Source organism: Streptomyces sp. NPDC043996 (genome assembly GCF_056435225.1).
Window position 1 is genome coordinate 111,470 of sequence record NZ_JBWKEY010000017.1, and the last position, 18,728, is coordinate 130,197.

The 18,728-nt window shown below is 73.1% G+C and carries 15 protein-coding genes; 5 read left to right on the forward strand and 10 right to left on the reverse strand.

Translation table 11 applies throughout. The features are described from left to right. The first annotated feature begins 41 nt into the window (after positions 1-41). The gene (locus AC07A4_RS35525) at positions 42-833 is read left to right on the forward strand and encodes an SGNH/GDSL hydrolase family protein (RefSeq protein WP_478607002.1); all 792 of its coding nucleotides are present in this window, start codon (positions 42-44) and stop codon (positions 831-833) included. 86 nt (positions 834-919) lie between these two features. Next, on the forward strand, positions 920-1,597 hold the full coding sequence (locus AC07A4_RS35530; RefSeq protein ID WP_478607005.1) for an antibiotic biosynthesis monooxygenase: 678 nt from the start codon (positions 920-922) through the stop codon (positions 1,595-1,597). A gap of 48 nt (positions 1,598-1,645) precedes the next feature. Here the strand turns inward: AC07A4_RS35530 and AC07A4_RS35535 are convergent, their stop codons facing one another. Then, complete coding sequence (locus AC07A4_RS35535) at positions 1,646-3,490, reverse strand: endonuclease/exonuclease/phosphatase family protein (protein WP_478607007.1); 1,845 nt, start codon at positions 3,488-3,490, stop codon at positions 1,646-1,648. 287 nt (positions 3,491-3,777) lie between these two features. On the opposite strand from AC07A4_RS35535, the gene AC07A4_RS35540 reads away from it, so the two are divergent. Both AC07A4_RS35540 and AC07A4_RS35545 read left to right on the forward strand, forming a co-directional pair. Beyond that, positions 3,778-5,265 (forward strand): hypothetical protein, encoded by a 1,488-nt coding sequence (locus AC07A4_RS35540; RefSeq protein ID WP_478607010.1) that lies wholly within the window; start codon positions 3,778-3,780, stop codon positions 5,263-5,265. Positions 5,266-5,940: 675 nt separating this feature from the next. Then, positions 5,941-7,155 carry a TerD family protein gene (locus tag AC07A4_RS35545; protein ID WP_478607353.1) on the forward strand — a complete coding sequence of 405 codons (1,215 nt, stop codon included), beginning with the start codon at positions 5,941-5,943 and terminating at the stop codon, positions 7,153-7,155. Positions 7,156-7,255: 100 nt separating this feature from the next. Here AC07A4_RS35545 and AC07A4_RS35550 read toward each other — a convergent pair whose 3' ends face one another. From AC07A4_RS35550 to AC07A4_RS35565, 4 genes are all read right to left on the reverse strand, one after another. Beyond that, entirely contained in the window at positions 7,256-8,344 is a 1,089-nt protein-coding gene (locus AC07A4_RS35550; RefSeq protein WP_478607013.1) for a 1-aminocyclopropane-1-carboxylate deaminase, read from the reverse strand. Then, the gene (locus AC07A4_RS35555) at positions 8,316-8,981 is read right to left on the reverse strand and encodes a GntR family transcriptional regulator (RefSeq protein ID WP_478607015.1); all 666 of its coding nucleotides are present in this window, start codon (positions 8,979-8,981) and stop codon (positions 8,316-8,318) included. Before AC07A4_RS35555 ends, AC07A4_RS35550 begins: the two co-directional genes overlap by 29 nt. 107 nt (positions 8,982-9,088) lie before the next feature. Beyond that, a complete protein-coding gene (locus tag AC07A4_RS35560) occupies positions 9,089-10,669 on the reverse strand; it encodes a TROVE domain-containing protein (RefSeq protein WP_478607018.1) in 1,581 nt (526 codons plus the stop codon). Between the two features lie 349 nt (positions 10,670-11,018). Then, on the reverse strand, positions 11,019-12,467 hold the full coding sequence (locus AC07A4_RS35565) for an alkaline phosphatase PhoX (RefSeq protein WP_478607020.1): 1,449 nt from the start codon (positions 12,465-12,467) through the stop codon (positions 11,019-11,021). 208 nt (positions 12,468-12,675) lie between these two features. On the opposite strand from AC07A4_RS35565, the gene AC07A4_RS35570 reads away from it, so the two are divergent. Next, positions 12,676-13,443, forward strand: a complete 768-nt coding sequence (locus AC07A4_RS35570) for an SDR family NAD(P)-dependent oxidoreductase (protein WP_478607022.1) — start codon at positions 12,676-12,678, stop codon at positions 13,441-13,443. A gap of 141 nt (positions 13,444-13,584) precedes the next feature. On the opposite strand, the gene AC07A4_RS35575 is transcribed toward AC07A4_RS35570, so the two are convergent. The 5 genes from AC07A4_RS35575 to AC07A4_RS35595 form a co-directional block, all read right to left on the reverse strand. After that, positions 13,585-14,574 carry a zinc-dependent alcohol dehydrogenase family protein gene (locus AC07A4_RS35575; RefSeq protein ID WP_478607025.1) on the reverse strand — a complete coding sequence of 330 codons (990 nt, stop codon included), beginning with the start codon at positions 14,572-14,574 and terminating at the stop codon, positions 13,585-13,587. Further along, positions 14,571-15,401 (reverse strand): carbohydrate ABC transporter permease, encoded by an 831-nt coding sequence (locus AC07A4_RS35580; RefSeq protein ID WP_478607028.1) that lies wholly within the window; start codon positions 15,399-15,401, stop codon positions 14,571-14,573. The genes AC07A4_RS35575 and AC07A4_RS35580 overlap by 4 nt, the downstream gene beginning before the upstream one ends. Continuing rightward, a complete protein-coding gene (locus AC07A4_RS35585) occupies positions 15,398-16,348 on the reverse strand; it encodes a carbohydrate ABC transporter permease (RefSeq protein WP_478607031.1) in 951 nt (316 codons plus the stop codon). The genes AC07A4_RS35580 and AC07A4_RS35585 overlap by 4 nt, the downstream gene beginning before the upstream one ends. Then, the gene (locus tag AC07A4_RS35590; protein WP_478607033.1) at positions 16,345-17,715 is read right to left on the reverse strand and encodes an ABC transporter substrate-binding protein; all 1,371 of its coding nucleotides are present in this window, start codon (positions 17,713-17,715) and stop codon (positions 16,345-16,347) included. Before AC07A4_RS35590 ends, AC07A4_RS35585 begins: the two co-directional genes overlap by 4 nt. 128 nt (positions 17,716-17,843) lie before the next feature. Continuing rightward, positions 17,844-18,605, reverse strand: a complete 762-nt coding sequence (locus tag AC07A4_RS35595) for a DeoR/GlpR family DNA-binding transcription regulator (protein ID WP_478607036.1) — start codon at positions 18,603-18,605, stop codon at positions 17,844-17,846. Positions 18,606-18,728 lie beyond the last annotated feature (123 nt).

Consider the following 18,728-nt stretch of genomic DNA (forward strand, 5'->3'; position numbering starts at 1 on the left):
CCTCGTTGACGGACCCCCGCCGAGCGCAGGACCCTCGGGCCATGACCTCGCATCCGTACGAGCGGTACGTCGCGGTCGGAGACAGTCGCACCGAGGGCATCGGCGACGGCGACGAAGACCGTGGCTACCGCGGCTGGGCCGACCGGCTCGCGGAGATCCTCGCCTCCTGGCACCCGGACTTCGCGTACGCCAACCTGGCGGTGCGCGGCCGGGTGGCGGAGCAGGTCAGAGACGAGCAGCTGGCTCCGGCGCTGGCCCTCAAGCCGGACCTCGCGACCGTCGTCGCCGGGGTCGACGACCTGGTGAGCCCCGGCTACGACGCCGCCCGCACCGCGCGGGCCATGGAGGAGATGTTCGCCGAACTCGCCGGGGCGGGCGCCCGCGTGGCCACCGTGACCATCCCCGACATCGGCCGCATCGCCCCCCTCGCCCGGCGCGCGCAGCCCCGCGTCGTCGACCTCAACGCGCGCATCCGGGCGGCCGCCGACCGGCACGGCGTCGTCGTCCTCGACCTGTTCCCGCAGCGGATCACGGCCGACCCCCGGCTGTGGAGCCGCGACCGGATGCACGCCAGCCCCCTCGGCCACGCCCGGATCGCCGCCGGTGTCGCCGACGCGCTCGGCGTGCCGGGGCACGCCGACTGGGCCCGCCCGCTGCCGCCGCTCGCGCCGGTCTCCGCGCTCGGCGGCGCGGCCCGCGAGGTGCGCTGGCTCGCGGGGGCGGCGGGGCCCTGGGCGCGGCGCAGGGCGCGCCGCTGGCACCCGGCACGGCGCGACGGGCACACCGCGAAGCGGCCTGGCCTGGACGCGGTGACGCTGCCGGAACGGGCTTGACCTCAACCGTGGTTCACCTTGGAGCGTAGGGCGTGCGCGGCGCCGGGAGGGCGCGGCGCACGCCCCGACGACCTTGGAGGACTCCCATGACGCGGCGCCTTTCCACACCCCCCGTCCCCCGCGGCGAGGACGAGGGCCTCACCTTCTTCAGCACCTGGGACGTCGGCACCCCCGAGCGGCAGCGGGCCACGGTCGAGGCGATCGCCCGCGCCTGGGAGAGCCGCCCGTGGCCGCACGAGGGGCTGTTGTCGTACAGCGTGTACGAGGGCGTCGACGGCGGGAGCCTGATGCACCACTCGCGGTGGCGCGACGAGCGGTCCTACCAGGAGTTCTTCGCGCTCGGCCGCGACGAGCGGAACGCCGATGTCGACGCGGCGGTGCCGGGCGTCGAGCGGCTCGGCCTGACGCGGACGCGCCTGTACCGGAGCGTCACGCCGGGGTCAGGCGTCGAGGTGCCCGGGGCGTTCGTGCGGGTCGAGGTCGACTTCGAAGGGCCGGACGCCGACCGGCAGCGGGCCTGGTCGGACGCGCTGGCGACGGCGGTCGACGACGCCCCGGCGCCGGGCCTGATCGGGGCGCACCTGCACCTGAGCACGGACGGCACCCGCGTCGTCACCTACGCGGCCTGGGCGACGGAGGACGACCACGAGCGGGAGCTGAACGCGCCCGCCGAGGGCGAGGCCTGGCGCCGGGTGCGCGCGTTCCCCGGCGTCAAGGAGAGCGTGGTGCGGCGCTACCGGTTCGCGTTCGGCGTGAGCGCGTGAGCACCGGCGCGGCGGCGGGGGCGTCCTTCGCCCCCGCCGCCCGGAGCTTTACGGCCGGAAGCGGACCACCTGCGGGTCGTGGTCGCTGTTCTGCTCGGCGAACTCGGCGTTGATGTGCACGCTGTCGTACGCGTAGCGGCCCACGCCGGGGCTGACCAGGATCTGGTCGAGCACCTGTGAATTGCCCTGGTAGACGTACGAGTAGCGCTCGGCGCGCGGCAGCGACCGCACGCCCGCGCGCAGCGCGCCGCCCGCCTCCAGGGCCTTGGTGGCGGGGGAGAACTCGAAGTCGTTGATGTCGCCCGCGACGACGACGTCCGCGTTCCGCTCGGTGGCGCGGATCTTCTGGACGAAGGCGTTGACGGCCTCGGCCTGCTTGACCCGCTGGACCTCGGAGGAGCGCGTCGGCGGCTGGTGGTGCGAGGTCAGCGACTCGTCGCCGCCCTTCGACGCGAAGTGGTTGGCGATCACGATGACGGGCTTGCCGCGGAAGCTGAACTCGCCCGCGAGCGGCTTGCGGCTGTTGGTCCAGGCCGCGTTGGCCGGGTCGATCCGGCCCGGCGAGTGGGTGAGCGCGGCCCGCTTGCCCTGCCGGACGACGTCCGTCGGCGTGGCCGCGTCGCCGCCCGCGCGGTCGGTGAACGACACCCGCTCGGGGTTGAAGAGGAACACCTGGCGGATGTTGCCGCCGGGCTCGCCGCCGTCCTTGTTGTTCTCGGGGTCGACGGAGCGCCAGCTGTAGCGGGGGCCGCCCGCGGCGGCGATGGCGTCCGTGAACTTCTTCAGGGTCTGGTCGGCGGCGACCGTGCCGTCGTTCTTCGGCCCGCTGTTGTCCTGGATCTCCTCCAGGGCCACGATGTCGGGCGAGGCCAGGTTGGTGACGACGGCCTGGGCGAGCGCGTCGAACTTGGCCTGCGGGTCGCCGGGGTCGAGGTTCTCCACGTTGTACGTCGCCACGGCCAGCTCCCGCGCGCGCTGCGGGCGGGTGCGCTCGCGCTCCAGGCCCCCCGCCGTGAGCTCGCCGAGCGTGCGCGCGGTGAGCGTGTACCCGCCGAACTGGTTGAAGTCCAGGGGCCCTTCGGTCGTCCCGGTCAGCACGTCCCCGACGTCCGCCTTCGGGAACGGCCGCTCGGCGACCGGCGCCAGCTGCTGGATCTGCAGCCGCCCGGTGTTCTGCGCGTCGTACGAGCCGTACCGCGCGCCCCCGCGCCGGGTGGCGTTCTCGTGCGGCTTCACGGTCACCCACATCTCGTTGTACGCGTCCGTCGCGCCGACCACGCGGGAGGTGCCGACGCGGACGTTCATGCCCTCCAGGGACTCGTACAGGTCCAGGGCGTAGGTACGGGGGCGCAGCGGAAGGCCGTTGACGCTGCCGCCGTCGGCCGGGTCACCGGCGGGCGCGTAGGCGGACGGCACCGACTTGGCGTTCAGGGTGACGGGGGCGGGCAGCGGGTTGCCCGAGGACTCGACGGTCACCGTCGGCTTGGTGAGCTGCGTGAGGGACTGGTTGCCGGAGCCCGCGCCACCGGGCACGTACTCCGTGACCGTGCCCGAGACCCGGACGGCGTCGCCCGGCTTCACCGTCGGCGCCGAGCCGGTGTAGACGAACACGCCCTCGCTGGTGGCGCGGTCGTCGTCCGCCTCGGAGTCCTGGATCCAGAACCCCTTCGAGCCGTACGTCCGTACGCCAGTGACGACGCCCGGAACGTCGGCGACCTGCTGCCCGGCCAGCGGCGAGAGACGGCTCGTGCCCTGGATGTCGTGCACGCGCACCCGCCCGGCGTCCGCCGAGGAGGCCGTCGAGCTGGACGCGGCGAGCAGACCGGCCGCGAGGGCGGTAGCGACGACGGCGCTCACGGCGGCAGATCTGGGCGTGCGGGATATGTGGGACATCAAGGGCTCCGGGATTCGGGAGGGTTCGACAAGGGGGGCGCAGCGGGCGTCGCGGCCCGGGGGTGGCGCTCTACGCGCGTCAATCTCTTGCCTGAGCAGGGAAGTTGTCAAGGTTGTGCCGGTGTTCTCCGGCTGTACGTTTTCTGACAGGGACATGAACTGAGGCAAAGGGGGGCAAGCCCGGGGCACCGCGGCGGGGGCCGAGCGGCGGGCGGGGCGGGGGCAAACCCGTCTAGGCTTCACGCAGCAGACCCGAACCCCGCCAGGCCCGTCAGGAGAACCAGCCGATGTCCCAAAGCCCCGCCACCCTGCCGCCGGTGCTGCTGCACTCAGAAGCGGAGCTCGCGCGGGACGCGCTCGCCACACCCCTGCTCGGCCGTGCCGCGCGGCTCGCCCGCTGGGCCGGGCCCGAGACGCGGGTCGGCGCGGGCGGCGAACTCGTCGACGAGCAGCTGCCCGCGGCGGCGGCCGAGCTCGGGCTCGTCGACGGGGCCGACGGCTTGCAGGACGGGGACGCGGCGGCGTACGCGAGCGAGGCCTGGCGGGTCGCCGTCGACACCGGCCTCGTCGAGGTCGAGGACCCTGACGAGGCCGCCGCCGATGACGCGGAGGCCGAGGGGACCGTCACGACGGGCGAGGAGCTGGCGCTGCTCACCTCGGGCAGCCCGCAGGACGTGCTCGCCATCTGGCTCGGCGCCCTGGAGGCCGTCTTCGCCGACGCGACCGTGCCGGACTTGGACGACCTCGTCGACGCCATCCAGGAGGGCGGCGAGATCGACTTCGCCGATCTTGGCTGGGACCCGCAGGCCGAGGCCGAGTTCCTGGAGGGCGTCCTCGGCAACCTGTATCTGCTGACGGTCAGCGACGGCGCCCCCGAGGACGGCGCGGTGCCGCTGCCCGCGCTCGCCGCGTCGATGATCGTGCCCGACGACATGGGCGAGCCCACCGACGACATCCTGGAGCAGGTCTCCGACGCGATGATGCGGCTCGACGACCAGTTCCGGATGCTGGAGCCCGTCGGGCTCGTCGCCTACCGGCCCGTCGACGAGGCGCTCATGGCGGACATCGACGCGGCCGACGCCGACGAGCCGCTGCCGGCCGTCGACGACGAGGACGTCACGCGGTACGGCATGGTCAGGCTGACGCCGCTCGGCCTGTACGGCATCCGGGCGCGGATGCTGGACGCCGGCCTTGACGCGCCCGCCGTCGGCGACCTCGCCGACAAGGGGGCCGACACGCTGCTCGACGCCACCGCCGAGTTCCCGCGCGCCGCCGCGCAGGCCGAGATCGAGCTGTGGCTCGGGCGGCGCGAGGCGCTCGGCGCGGCGCGCGAGCTGCTCGCCGCGGCGCGCGGCGCGGACGAGGGGGCGCCGCTGCGGCGGCTGCGCTGCCAGCAGGCGCTGTCCCTCGTCGGCGGCGAGGCCGAGCCCGCGCTGCGGGAGGTCCTCGACGACCCGGAACTCGGCGGTCTCGCCCGGGTGTGGCTCGCCGAGCACGGCGCCGCGGACGTGCCCGCGCCCTCCGAGGGCATGGTCTTCTGGCTGACCATCGACACGGTCGCCGCGCAGCTCGCGGCCGAGGGGAACTCCGAGGAGCTGCGGGCCCTCGTGGAGGGGCTCGCCGCGCAGCACACCGGGTTCTTCGCGGCGGCGTGGCGGGTGGAGCACCCCGCGACGGCGGAGGTCCTGGAGGCGATGGGGCGGCTGCACTCGGATAAGAAGGTGGCCAAGGAGGCCCGCAAGGCGGCCTTCAAGGCCCGCTCCCACCAGGGGTGACGCCCCCGGCCGGGGGCGCGCCCTCTCCGGCCCTTGGGCGCTCTCTGCCCTGCCGCCCCCGCAAAAGCACCGGCGCTCCGCGCCTTGTCCTCAAACGCCGGACGGGCTGAATCTCCGCGCTTCGCGCCTCGTCCTCAAACGCCGGACGGGCTGAATCTCCGCGCTTCGCGCCTCGTCCTCAAACGCCGGACGGGCTCGATTGTTCCGGCCTGGGCTGGGTCGTTCGGGTGCGGGTGTTTCAGCCAGGGTGTGGATGCCTCAGCCTGTCCGGCGTTTGAGGACAAGCGCGCAGCGCGGTGTATCAGCCCGTCCGGCGTTTGCGCTCCGCGCGGGTCTGGCCCTTCTGCTTGCGTGCCTGAGTGGTCATGAGCCCTCCCTTCCTGGGAGGGGGACGCCCTCAAGGGTGCCCGGAACCACGTCTTCGGTCCGGAGCCGGTCACGAGGCACGCGGCGGGTGACGAAGACGATGATCACGTCCGCCCCCGAGCCTTCGTCCCTCCCGACGCCGACCCCGTTCACATGGGCCAGCCTCGGCGGGGCCGGGTGGACGGCGCCCGGAGCGCCCCGTTCCGATGAGTGCGGGGGTGAGTGCGGGGGACGCGTCCTTCGGCGGGAATTTCCTCCGGGTAAGGGAACGGCAAAGTATCCCCGCTCGTTACCCCAGGCATGACAGCTATGACCCCCGGCTCGAACATCCCCCTGACCGCGGCCCGCGTCGCCGTGGACGTCTCCGCCCCGGTGCGGCTCGACGTATCGGGCCTGCTGCTCACCGCCGACGGCAAGGTGCGCTCCGACGACGACTTCATCTTCTACAACCAGCCCACGGGCCCCGGCGTGACCTACCGCTCGGGCGGCGGCACCACCCCGGACGCGATCACGGTGGACACCACCGCCGTCCCGCCCGGCATCGAGAAGATCGTCGTCACGGCGAGTCCGGACGCGGCGGGCCAGACCTTCCAGGGCGTCGAACCCACCGCCACCCTGCGCAACGCGGACGACGGCTCGGTCCTCGCCACCTTCACCCCGCCCCAGCTGGGCGGCGAGACGGCCCTGGTCATCGTGGAGGTCTATCTCCGCAACGGCGCCTGGAAGGCCCGCGCCGTCGGCCAGGGGTACGCGAACGGCCTCGCGGGCATCGCCACCGACTTCGGCGTGACGGTCGAGGAGCCCGCCCCCGCCCCGGCCCCCGTGGCCGCGCCCCCGCAGCCCGCCGCCCCCATGGCGCCCCCGAGCGGGCCGCCGGTCCAGGGCCCGCCCCCGCCCGTCGCGGCCGCCGCGCCCGCCGCCCCGGCCGCGCCCGCCCCCGGCAGCGGGAAGATCAATCTGGACAAGGGCCGCGTCAGCCTCCAGAAGAACCAGACGGTGTCCCTGGTCAAGGGCGGCCGCCCGCTGCTCTCCCAGGTCAAGATGGGCCTCGGCTGGGAGCCCGCCTTCCGCGGCAAGGACATCGACCTGGACGCCTCGGTCATCGCGTACGGCCCCCAGCGCAACCACCTCGACAGCTGCTACTTCGGCAAGCTCTCGATCCTCAACGGCGCCATCAAGCACTCCGGCGACAACCTCACGGGCGAGGGCGGCGGTGACGACGAGGTGATCGTGGTCGACCTCGGCCGCCTCCCGCAGGACGTGACGGGCCTGGTCTTCACGGTGAACTCGTTCTCCGGCCAGAAGTTCACGGAGGTCGCCAAGGCCTACTGCCGTCTCCTTGACGCCGCCACGGGCGAGGAGCTCGTCCGCTTCGACCTGACGGGCGCCGAGGCCCAGACGGGCGTGATGATGGCCAAGCTGATCAGGCAGTTCTCCGGCGAGTGGGAGATGACCGCCATGGGCGACTTCGTGAAGTCCCGCACGGTCCGCGGCATGGTGAAGCCCGCGGCGCAGGCCCTGTAGCGGGGCGCGGCCGGGGCCCGCGACGGCGGGGCCCCGGCGCGCGAAGGCCGCCCGGAGTCCCAGGGACTCCGGGCGGCCTTCGCGCGCCCGCGCCAGGGCCCTAGTCCTCGAACAGGGAGCTGTAGGCGTTCAGGGCGGGCTGGCCGCCGAGGTGGGCGTACAGGACGGTCGCGTCGCGGTCGATCTCGCCGCGGCGGACGAGGTCGATGAGGGCCGCCATCGACTTCCCCTCGTAGACGGGGTCGGTCACCATGCCCTCGGTGCGGGCCGCCGTGCGCATCGCGTCGAGGGTGGCGGCGTCGGGGATGCCGTAGGTGCCCGCGTGGTAGCGCTCGTCGAGTTCGACGTCCGCGTCCGTGATCGGCCGTCGGACGCCGAGGAGCGCGGCCGTGGCGCGGGCGATGCGCAGGATCTGCGCGCGGGTGCGGGCGGGGTCGGCGGAGGCGTCGACGCCGAGGACGCGCCGGGGGCGGGCCCCCTCGCCCGCGGCCTCGGCGAGCGCGGCGAACCCCGCGACCATCCCGGCCTGCGTGGACCCGGTCACCGAGCACACCACGACCGTGTCGAAGTACACCCCCAACTCCCGCTCCTGCTCGGCGAGTTCGGCGGCCCAGGCGGCGAAGCCCAGACCGCCGAGGGGGTGGTCGGAGGCGCCCGCGGGGATGGCGTACGGCTTGCCGCCCGCCTCCTCCACCTCCCGCACCGCCCGCTCCCAGCTCTCCCGTACGCCGATGTCGAACCCGGCGCGCACCAGGCGGACATCGGCGCCCGCGAGGCGGCTGAGGAGGATGTTGCCGACCTTGTCGTAGCCGGGCTCGGACCAGTCCACCCAGCTCTCCTGCACCAGGACGCACTTCAGCCCGGCGCGGGCGGCGACCGCCGCGACCTGCCGGGTGTGGTTGGACTGCACGCCGCCGATCGACACAAGCGTGTCGCAGCCCTGGGCGAGCGCGTCGGCGACCAGGTACTCCAGCTTGCGGGTCTTGTTCCCGCCGTACGCGATGCCGGAGTTGCAGTCCTCCCGCTTGGCCCACAGGGCCGGGCCGCCCAGCTGGCTCGTGAGGCGTTCCAAGGGGTGGACGGGGGAGGGGCCGAACAGGAGCGGATGGCGCGGGAAGGGGCGCAGCGCGGCGGCGAGGGACAAGGGAACCTCCGGACGGTCAGGGGCCGGTGAGGCCGGGTTCGTCATCGGCGAGCTCTTCGAGGGCGCGCCAGATGTCCGTGGTGACGCGGACGGCGGCGTCGGCGTCACCGGCCGCGCACGCGTCGATCAGACGGTCGTGCAGCGCGGCGGAGCGGCACCGGCTGCCCGCCCCGAACAGACGGCGCTCCAGGCGGCGGATCAGCGGGGTGTAGCGGGCGATGGTCGCGGCGGCCGCGCGATTGCCCGAGGCGCCCACGAGCACCTCGTGCAGCTCGTCGTCGGCGCGCAGCGCGGCGTCCACGTCACCGGACGCGACGGCCCCGGCGAAGCGGGAGTTGGCCGCGCGCAGGGCGGCGAGCCGCGCCGGGTCGAGCCGGGGCACGGCGGCGCGCGCGGCCAGTTCGTGCATCGCGCGCACCACGGCGGCCGCGTCCCGCACATCGGCGGCGGCCAGCGGCGTCACCCGGGTGCGGCTCTGCGGCTTCGTCTCGACCAGGCCCTCGTCGGCGAGGCGCGCCAGGGCTTCGCGGACGGGCGCCCGGGACAGGCCGAGCGACTCGGCGAGGTCCTGGTCGCGCACGACGGAGCCGGGCGGGATGTCGCCGCCGACGATGGCGTCGCGCAGCGCTTCGTACGCCTGGTCGCGCAGGAGCGTGCGGCGTACGGGTCGGATGGCAACCATGGACTGACATATTAGATACCAGTTCGATGGTTGAACAGGGGTACGACTCGTGTCCTTGGGGGGCGGCGCGGGCGCGTGACGGACCGTCGGTCGTCACGCGCCCCTGCTCAGCCGGCCCAGGGCCAGTCGGCCGCGCGCCCCGCCTCAAGGAGGCGCACCATGCGGAACGCCGCGTCCGAAAGGCCGCCGAACACATGGCGGTTGGCCTGGCCCGACGCGCCGTGGCCGGTCCGGTACCCGGCCAGGTTCCAGGTGTACACCGGGATGTGCGCCGGGATCTGGTCGGTCGGGTCGCCGTGGCGGCTGTACGCGGTCTGCTCGTCCGTGACGATCAGGACGCGGTCGTGCTTCCGGTAGTGGCGGCGCACGGCCTCGGTCGTGTTCGTGCCGCCGAGCTCGCCGAAGCGGCCGAGCACCTTCAGGACGGACTCGCCCTCGCCGTACGCCACGGGCGCGCTGCTCGTGCCGAACTCGACGAGGTCCGCGTCCTTGGCCCGCAGCGCGAGCGCCGCGCCGAACACCGCTGCCGCGTCGGCGCGGTTGAGCTGCGAGCGCTCCGACAGGGGCGCCCACATCGAACCTGAGCGGTCGACGAGGATCAGCGAACGGCCGGGCAGCGAGGGCACGTTGGCCAGCGAGTGGCCAAGGGCCCGCTCCAGGGCGTACGACCAGCGCAGCGACGGCGCGTGCTGGTACGCGGCCAGGTAGCGGAACGGGAACTGCCGCGAGCGCGCGACCTCCTCGGGGTCCGCGATGCGGGCCGCGACCGCGGCCGCCACCTCGTCGCCGACGCCCGCCTCGTCGAAGTTCCGCAGGTTGCGCGTCAGCGCCATCGTGCCCATGGACGGGATGACCGCCTCCCAGGCGGCCCTGTCCATCGGCCCCTGCAGCCAGCCCGCGAGCGCCTCCCAGGTCATGCCCGCGGCCGCGAGCCGCTCGGCGCCGCCCGCGCCCGTGACCACCCGGCGCCGCTTGGCGACGCGCAGCGCCATCAGGTCGCGGTGCGCGGCGAGCGTCCGCAGCGAGGCGGGCACGGCGGCGCTCTCCGGGTGGTGCCGCCGGTCGAGGGCGTACTGGAACAGCTCGCCCTGCCACGGCTTGGCGGGGTCGGGCGCGGCGTGCACGAGGTTCAGGATGTCGCCGAAGCGGTAGCCCTTGGACGCGGTGTCGTACTTCAGGAGGGCCTTTTGCGTGTAGAGGCGGCGCACCGCGTCGGCGATGCCGCGCTTCAGGGGCTTGGGCACGTTCCTTCCGTACGTCGCCGTCCAGTAGCCGAGCAGTTCGCCGGGCTCGTCAGGGCGGCGCAGGACGGAGGCGACGACCGCGCGGTTCGTGGGCCCTTCGGTGGCGCCCGCCGCCAGGCGCGCCCGTACGTACTCGGCGGCGCCGACCAGGGCGGCCGTGCGCATGGTGCCGTCGCCGCGCAGCCAGCCGAGCAGGCCCGCGGTCCACCGCGGATCCTCGACGGCGAGCTCGCGCACGAGCGCGGCGAACCGGTCGTCGCGCGTCGCGCCGCTCTCGTAGTGCGTCGGCTGCGTCACGAAGTTCGCCACCGCCAGCAGGAAGAGCTCGGAGCGGGCGTCCCGGACGTGTCCCCGGCCGCCCTGGTGGGTCAGGGTGACCTCGCCGGTGGAGCGCACGGGCGAGGTGAGGAGCGTCTTGGCGGCCTTGGCATTGAAGCGGGCCATGGTGAATTCCCCCGAATTCAGAGACTCCCGAGAACACCTCGGCCACGGCGCCCTTTTCCGTGGTGGATTCCTTCGAGGGAATCCTCGAAGGAATCCACAGAGAAAAGAAGGGCGCCGTGGCCGTCGCACCGGGAGGCACAACGATCTGGGTGTCCAGAGATCTCTTCGGCGGAACTGACGATGGCGCTCTATCCCCTGAGCTACACCGGCCTGAAGTGCCGGTGGCGGGACTCGAACCCGCGGCCTCCCCATGAAGAGTGGAAGTAAGTCCTGCCTGCGCACCTGGACAGGGATCACTTTAGGAGGGCGAACTCGGCGGGCGCCAAGGGTTTTTCCCGCGCGCGAGGGGTCAGCCGCGCTGGCGCCGCCACGGGCCGGTGATCGCGAACATGATGCCGGGGGTCTGGATGTTGGCGTACAGCGTCCTTCCGTCCGGGGAGAACGTCACTCCGGTGAACTCGCTGTAGGACGGCTTCTCGGGCGTGCCCTCGTTGAGTTCGTTGCGGGCGATCGGGTACGTGCGGCCGCGTTCCGTCGCGCCGAACAGGTGCTGCACGCCGTCGCCGTCCTCGGCGAGGATCAGACCGCCGTACGGCGACACGGTGATGTTGTCCGGGCCGTCGAAGGCGCCGTCCTCGCCCGGGTCGGGATTCACGCCGAGCAGCACCTTCAGGGTCAGCGTCCGGCGGCCCGGGTGGTAGAACCACACCTGCCCGTCGTGCTGGGCGCCGGGGCTCTCCGCGCGGGCGTACGAGGAGACGATGTACGCGCCGCCGTCGCCCCACCACATGCCTTCGAGCTTGCGGGCGCGCGTGACGGCGCCGGTGCCGAACTGCTTGCGCACCGGGACCGTGCGCGCGTCGCGGTCGGGGACCTCCACCCAGTCGACGCCGTACACGGTGCCGATCCGCGTCGCCCGGGACAGGTCGTCGACGAAGCGGCCGCCGGAGTCGAAGCACTTGGGCGCCTTGAGGACGCCCGCGTCGTCGGCGAGGGTCCGCAGCCTGCCGCGGCCGTGCTGGAAGCCGCTCGGCGGGGTCCAGCGGTAGAACAGGCCGTTGGGTCCGGCCGCGTCCTCCGTCAGATACAGGTGGCCGCGCTTGGGGTCGACGACGACGGCCTCGTGCGCGTAGCGGCCCAGGGCCTTGAGGGGCTTGGGGGACCGGTTGGCGCGGCGGTCGTAGGGGTCGACCTCGAAGACATAGCCGTGGTCCTTGGTCATGCCGTTCTGGCCGGCCTTGTCCTCGGTCTCCTCGCAGGTCAGCCAGGTGCCCCAGGGCGTGGACCCGCCCGCGCAGTTGGTGGCGGTGCCCGCGACGCCCACCCACTCGGCGACCTCGCCGCCGCGGCGGTGCTCGACGACGGTGCAGCCACCGGCGGCGGCCGGGTCGTACACGAGCCCCTCCGCCAGCGGAACCGGATGCTTCCACTTGCTCCGGGGGCCGCTCAGCTCGTGGTTGTTGACCAGCAGCGTCACCCCGCGCCTGCCCTCGAAGGCGGCGGTGCCGTCGTGGTTGGACGGCGTGAACTCGCCCGTCTCCAGGGTGGTGCGGCCGCTGTGCGTGAGGACGCGGTACGAGAACTTGGCGGGCAGCGCGAGGAGGCCCTTGGGGTCGGGCAAGAGCGGGCCGTAGCCGGGGCCGCCGTGGCCGTGGCCGTCCGGGGCGTACTCCTCGACCTCCTGCGCGGCGAGGGCGCCCGGCGCGGTCGCGAGCGCGCCGACGCTGCCGGCGAGCGCCACGCCCGCACCGGTGACCGCTGATCGTCTGGCGAAGTCCCTGCGAGTGAGCGACGACATGGTTTCTCCTGAGGGAGCGAATGCGGGCGCACATGGGGGCGCGTACGACCGGGCCTGCTGTCGCCGACAGATTCCCGCTCACGTATAAACGGCAGTTGAACGGTGGCCGACTTCGACGGTCGGCTTCCGGACCCCGCCGTTCCGTCCCACGTTCCGTCCCACGTTCCATCCCACGGCTCCGCGCCACCGCCCCGCCAGGAGACCCCGCATGACTCTGTCCAGCACCGGCCGCCGCGTCCTCGTCAGCGGCGCGTCCCGCGGCCTCGGCCGGGCCCTGGCCCGCGCGTTCGCCGACAACGGCGACCGGGTGGCGGTGCACTTCGGGGCGCGCGAGGAGGAGGCGCGCGAGACGCTCGACTCCCTGCCGGGCACCGGTCACGCGCTGGTCGGCGGCGACCTGTCAGAACCGGCGGGCGCGCGGGACGTCGGCGACCGGGCGGCCGACGCCCTCGGCGGCATCGACGTGCTCGTCAACAACGCCGCCGTGAACCTGCCGCACCCGCCCGCCAGCACGTCGTACGAGGACTGGGCGGAGCTGTGGCAGCGGCACGTGTCGGTGAACCTGCTCGCCACGGCGAACCTCAGCCACCTGGCCGCCCACCGCATGATCGCCCAGGCCACGGGCGGCCGCATCGTCAACATCGGCTCCCGGGGCGCCTTCCGCGGCGAGCCCGACCACCCCGCCTACGGCGCGACCAAGGCGGCCGTGCACGCCCTCGGCCAGTCCCTCGCGGTGGCCCTCGCCCCGCACGGCATCGCGGTGGCCTCGGTGGCCCCCGGCTTCTTCGCCACCGAGCGCGTGGCGCACCGCCTGACCGGCGAGGAGGGCGAGGCGATCCGCACCCAGAGCCCCTTCGCCCGCACGGGCACCCCCGAGGAGATAGCCGCCGCGGTCCTCTGGCTTGCTTCACCACTGGCCGAGTGGGCTTCGGGCACGGTCCTGGACCTCAACGGAGCGTCGTACCTGAGGACATGAGACCAAGCTGCGCAGCGGCGAGGCATCTCAGCCCGTCCGGCGTTTGAGGACAAGCGCGAAGCGCGGAGATCCAGCCCGTCCGGCGTTTGAGGACGAGGCGCGAAGCGCCAATTGCAGTTGAGCGGGGGAACGGGGGGCAGGCTAGGGCACCACCAGAACCTTGCGCCCGGCGCCCGAGGCGAACGCCTCCAGCGCCTCCGGATACCGCGCGAGCGGCACCCGGTCGCTGATGAAGACGCCGGGGTCGAGCACCCCGCCCGCGAACAGCTCCGCGGCCCGCTCGAAGCTGTGCAGGACGGCCATCGACCCGGTGATGGTGATCTCCTGGTGGTAGATGCGGTACGGGTCGATGGTGACGCGGGCCGCGTAGTCGGCGACCCCGAACTGCAGGAACGTGCCCGCCTTGGCGACCCGCCCGAGCCCGTCCTGGATGGCGGCCGCGCTGCCCGTCGCGTCGATGACGACGTCCCAGCCCTCAGGCCGGTCGAGGGCGTCGGCACTGGTGGCGGAGCCGGTGACGCCGAGGTGCTCGGCGGTGGCGAGCCGCTCCGGGTTGAGGTCGACGACGTCGACGCCGGCCGCGCCGGTCCGCTTGGCGAGCTCCAGCATCATCAGGCCCATGGTGCCCGAGCCGTAGATGAGGACGTGCGCGCCGAGCCGGGTGCGCAGCACGTCGTAGCCGCGCACCGCGCAGGACAGGGGCTCGATGAGCGCCGCGTCCTGGGTGCGCACGTGCTCGGGCAGGCGGACGCAGTTGGCGACCGGCGCGAGGGCGTACTGCGCGGCGCCCCCGGCGCGCGTCACGCCGATCGCGGCCCACCGCTCGCACAGGTTGTTGCGGCCGGTGCGGCAGTAGCGGCACTCGTGGCAGTACAGCGAGGGGTCGACGGCCACGCGGTCGCCCACGCGCAGCTCGGTGACCTCGGTGCCGACGCCCACCACCGCCCCGGCGAACTCATGCCCCGGCACCACCGGGAGCGTCGGCGCGAACTCGCCCTGGAGGATGTGCAGATCGGTTCCGCACAGACCGCACGCGGCGACCTCGACGACGACGTCGCGCGGCCCGGGCACGGGGTCGGGCACCTCGCCGACCACCGCGGTGCCGACGGACTCGATGATGGCGGCCTTCACTTGACGGCTCCCAACGACAGGCCCTGGACCAGCTTGTCCTGGGCGGCGAACCCCGCGGCGAGCACCGGCAGGGAGATCACGAGCGACGCGGCGCACACCTTGGCCAGGAACAGACCCTGGCTGGTGATGAAGCCGGTCAGGAACACAGGGGCGGTCTGGGCCACGACACCGGTGAGCACCCGTGCGAAGAGCAGTTCGTTCCAGCTGAAGATGAAGCAGATGAGGGCGGTCGCGGCGATGCCGGGCAGCGCGATGGGGGCGACGATCCGGGTCAGGACGGTGGGCAGGCGCGCCCCGTCCACGTGCGCGGCCTCGATGACGGCGACGGGCACCTCGGCCAGGAAGGACTGCATCATCCACACGGCGATCGGCAGGTTCATCGAGGTGTAGAGGATGACGAGCAGCCAGATGTTGTCGAGGAGCCCGGTGTTCTTGGCGAACAGATAGATCGGAAGCAGGCCCGCGACGACCGGCAGCATCTTCGTGGAGAGGAAGAAGAAGAGCACGTCCGTCCACTTGCGCACGCGGCGCAGCGAGAGCGCGTACGCCGCGGGCAGCGCGAGCACCAGGACGAGCAGGGTGGAGGCCGTCGAGGCGACCAGGGAGTTGACCAGGGACGGCCAGGGGCTCGCGCCGCCGCCGGTGCCGAAGAACTCGCGGTAGCCGTCCAGGGTGAGCGAGGCGGCGAGCGAGGGCGGGTTGGTCGCCGCGTCCTGTTCGGAGTGGAAGGACGTCAGGGCCATCCAGGCGATCGGCAGGAAGAAGACGATCCCGGCGAGCCAGGCCGTCAGGCCGAGGCCGAGCCGCTTGACCCGTACGGTGCTCACGCGCGGGACACCTCCTCGTGGAACAGGGACGACACCACGCGCAGCGCGAAGGTCGCGATGAGGATCGAGCCGATGACGACGAGCACACCGGCGGCGGACGCCAGGCCGTTCTCATGGGCCTGGTAGAAGCTCTGGTACACGGTGTAGGGCAGGTTCGCGGTGCCCAGGCCGCCGGAGGTGATCGTGAAGACGGCGTCGAAGTTCTGCACGATGTAGATCGAGCCGAGCAGCGCGCCGAGCTCCAGATAGCGCCGCAGGTGAGGGAAGGTCAGATAGCGGAACACCTGCCAGGCGCCCGCGCCGTCCATGCGGGCGGCCTCGATGAGTTCGGTGTCGCGGCTCTGCAGCCCGGCCAGCAGGATCAGCATCATGAAGGGCGTCCACTGCCAGATCAGGGACAGCTCGACGGCGAGCAGGGGGGTGCGGGATATCCAGTCGGTCTTGCCCGCGCCGTCGCCGCCCACCCAGTGCAGGACGCCGTTGAACAGGCCGTACTCGGGGTTGTAGAGCACGTGTTTCCACAGCAGCGCCGCCGCGACCGGCACAAGGAGGAACGGCGCGATGAGCAGGGTGCGCACGACGCCGCGGCCGCGGAACCTGCGGTCGAGGAGCAGGGCGAGACCGAGGCCGATGACCAGGCTGGCGAGGACCACCGTCGCGGTCAGGACGACCGTGGTGAGGACGGACTCGCGCAGGTCGGCGTCGGTGAGGACCTCTTCGTAGTTCGCGAGGCCGGTGAATTCACGGGCGTCCGGATAGAGCGCGTTCCAGTCGAAGAAGGAGATCACCAGGGTCGCCACGAACGGCAGCTGGGTCACCGCGATCATGAAGACGAGGGCGGGCAGGAGCGGGGCCCGGGTGGCCCAGGCGCGCAGCCGCCCCGGAGGGCGGGGTGCGGCGGCGGGCACGGACGCCCGCGTCAGCGGGTTGGGCCTGGTGGCGGTCATCGTCCCTCGTACTCCTCGGAGATCTTCTCGGCGAGGTCCTGGGCCCGGTCCAGGGCGGCGGCGACGGAGGTGCGTCCGGCGATGGCCGCGCTGATCTCCTGGGAGACCTTGGTGCCGAGGTCGGTGAACTCGGGGATGCCGACGAACTGGATGCCGGGCGCGGGCCGGGGCTGCACGCCCGGGTCACGCGGCCGCGCGCCCTCGATCGCGGCCCGGGTCACGCCCTGGAAGGCCGCGGCCTCCTTCCGGTAGCGCGGGTTGTCGTACGTGGAGGCGCGTTTGCCCGCGGGCACGTCGGACCAGCCGACCTTCTCGCCGACCAGCTCCTCGTACTCCTTGCCGGACGCCCAGGAGATGAACTTCCAGGCCTTGTCGTGGTTCTTGGACGCCTTCTGCAGGCCCCACGCCCAGGTGTAGAGCCAGCCGGAGCTCGCCGTCCGCTCCACGGGCGCGGCGACATAGCCGATCTTGCCCTTGACGGGGGACTTGGCGGACTCCAGGGACCCCGCGGCGGCCGTGGCGTCGTACCACATGGCGGTCTTGCCCTGGGTGAGGTTGTTGAGGCACTCCGCGTACCCGGACTGGGCGGCCCCCGACTGGCCGTGCTCGCGGACGAGGTCCACGTAGAAGCGCGTGGCCCGCGCGAACGCGGGGGAGTCGAGGCGGGCCTTCCAGTCCTTGTCGAACCAGGTGCCGCCGAAGGTGTTCACCACGGTCGTCAGCGGCGCCATGACCTCGCCCCAGCCGGGAAGACCGCGCAGGCAAATGCCCTTCATGCCCTTCTCGGCGCCGTCGACCTTCGCCGCGAGGCCCGCGACCTGGCGCCAGGTGGGGCGCCTCGGCATGGTGAGCCCGGCCTTCGCGAAGACGTCCTTGCGGTACATCAGGAACGACGACTCGCCGTAGAAGGGCTCCCCGTAGAGCTTGCCGTCCTCGCCGGTGAGCGACTGGCGCATCGGCGCGAGGATGTCCCGCTGGTCGAAGGCGCGGTCGCGCCGCGCGTAGCCGCCGAGCTCGCGCAGCCAGCCGTTCCTGGCGTAGATGGGTATCTCGTAGTTGCTGAGCGTCGCCACGTCGTACTGGCCCGCCTGGTTGGCGAAGTCCTGGCTGATCTTGTCGCGGACGTCGTTCTCGGGCAGCACGGTGAAGTTCACCGCGATGCCCGTCTCCTTGGTGAAGTGCGCGGCCGTCAGCTTCTGCAACTCCACCATCTGCGGGTTGTTGACCATCAGGACGTTGAGGGAGTCGCCGCCGGAGCCCGCCCCGCCCGCACCGGCCCAGCAGCCGGAGAGCGGCGGGGCGAGCAGCGCCCCCGCGGCGGCCGCGGCGAGCAGGGGCCGTGACCTCCGTCGGCTCTGGGTTCGCATGAATCGCTCCTGGGGTGAGGGAGATACGGGGAGGGGCGGGGCATAACGGGCGGCTTGAGGGCGCGCGGGTGCCGGGCGCGGCTGGGTGGGGGTGACCGGGACGGCCGCGGGCGGCCGGAGAGGGGCGCTCAGACGCGGATGACCTGCGGTCCCATCAGCGCGTAGCGGTGGGCCTCGGACGCGGACAGGCGCGTGCTCGTGACGATGGTCTCCAGGTCGCCGATGCCCGCGAACCGGCAGAAGCTCGCCGCCCCGAACTTGGTGTGCACCCCCGTGAACACCGCCCGCCGCGATGCCCGCAGGGCCTGCGCCTTCACCTCGCTGACCGCCGGGTCGGGGGTGGTGAGCCCGTGCTCGCGGGAGATGCCGTTGGCGCCGATGTAGGCGAGGTCGATGACGAAGCCCGCCAGCATCCGGGTCGTCCAGTGGTCGACCGTCGCGAGGGTCCCGGCGCGGACCCGGCCACCGAGCAGCAGCACCGTGATGTGCTCGGCCGTGGCGAGGGCGCCCGCGGTGGTGAGGGACGCGGTGAGCACGGTCAGCTCGCGGTTCTTCGGCAGCGCCTCCGCGATCAGCTGGGGGGTGAACCCCTCGTCGACGAAGACGGTCTCGGCGTCGCCGAGCAGCCCGGCCGCCGCGGCCGCGACCCGCCGCTTCTCCGGCACGTGCATCGTCGTACGGAAGGCGAGGGTGGTCTCGAAGCCGGAGCTCTCCACCGGGTAGGCGCCGCCGTGGGTGCGTCTGACCAGGCCGTGGTCCTCCAGGGCGCGCAGATCGCGGCGTACGGTCTCCTTCGCGACGCCCAGTTCGACGGCGAGGGCGCTGACGTCGACGGAGCCCGAGCGGCGGGCCGTGCGCACGATCTGCCGCTGCCGTTCCTCCGCCGTCATGACGCCACCTCTTCCCCTTGGCCGGATCGCGCTGCCCGTTCGGGCCTGTGGGGAAGTTCTACAGCGCGGGCAAGGGCCTTGCCAGGCTCGCAGCGGGCGTGATGCTGCCCGTATGTGCCCGCT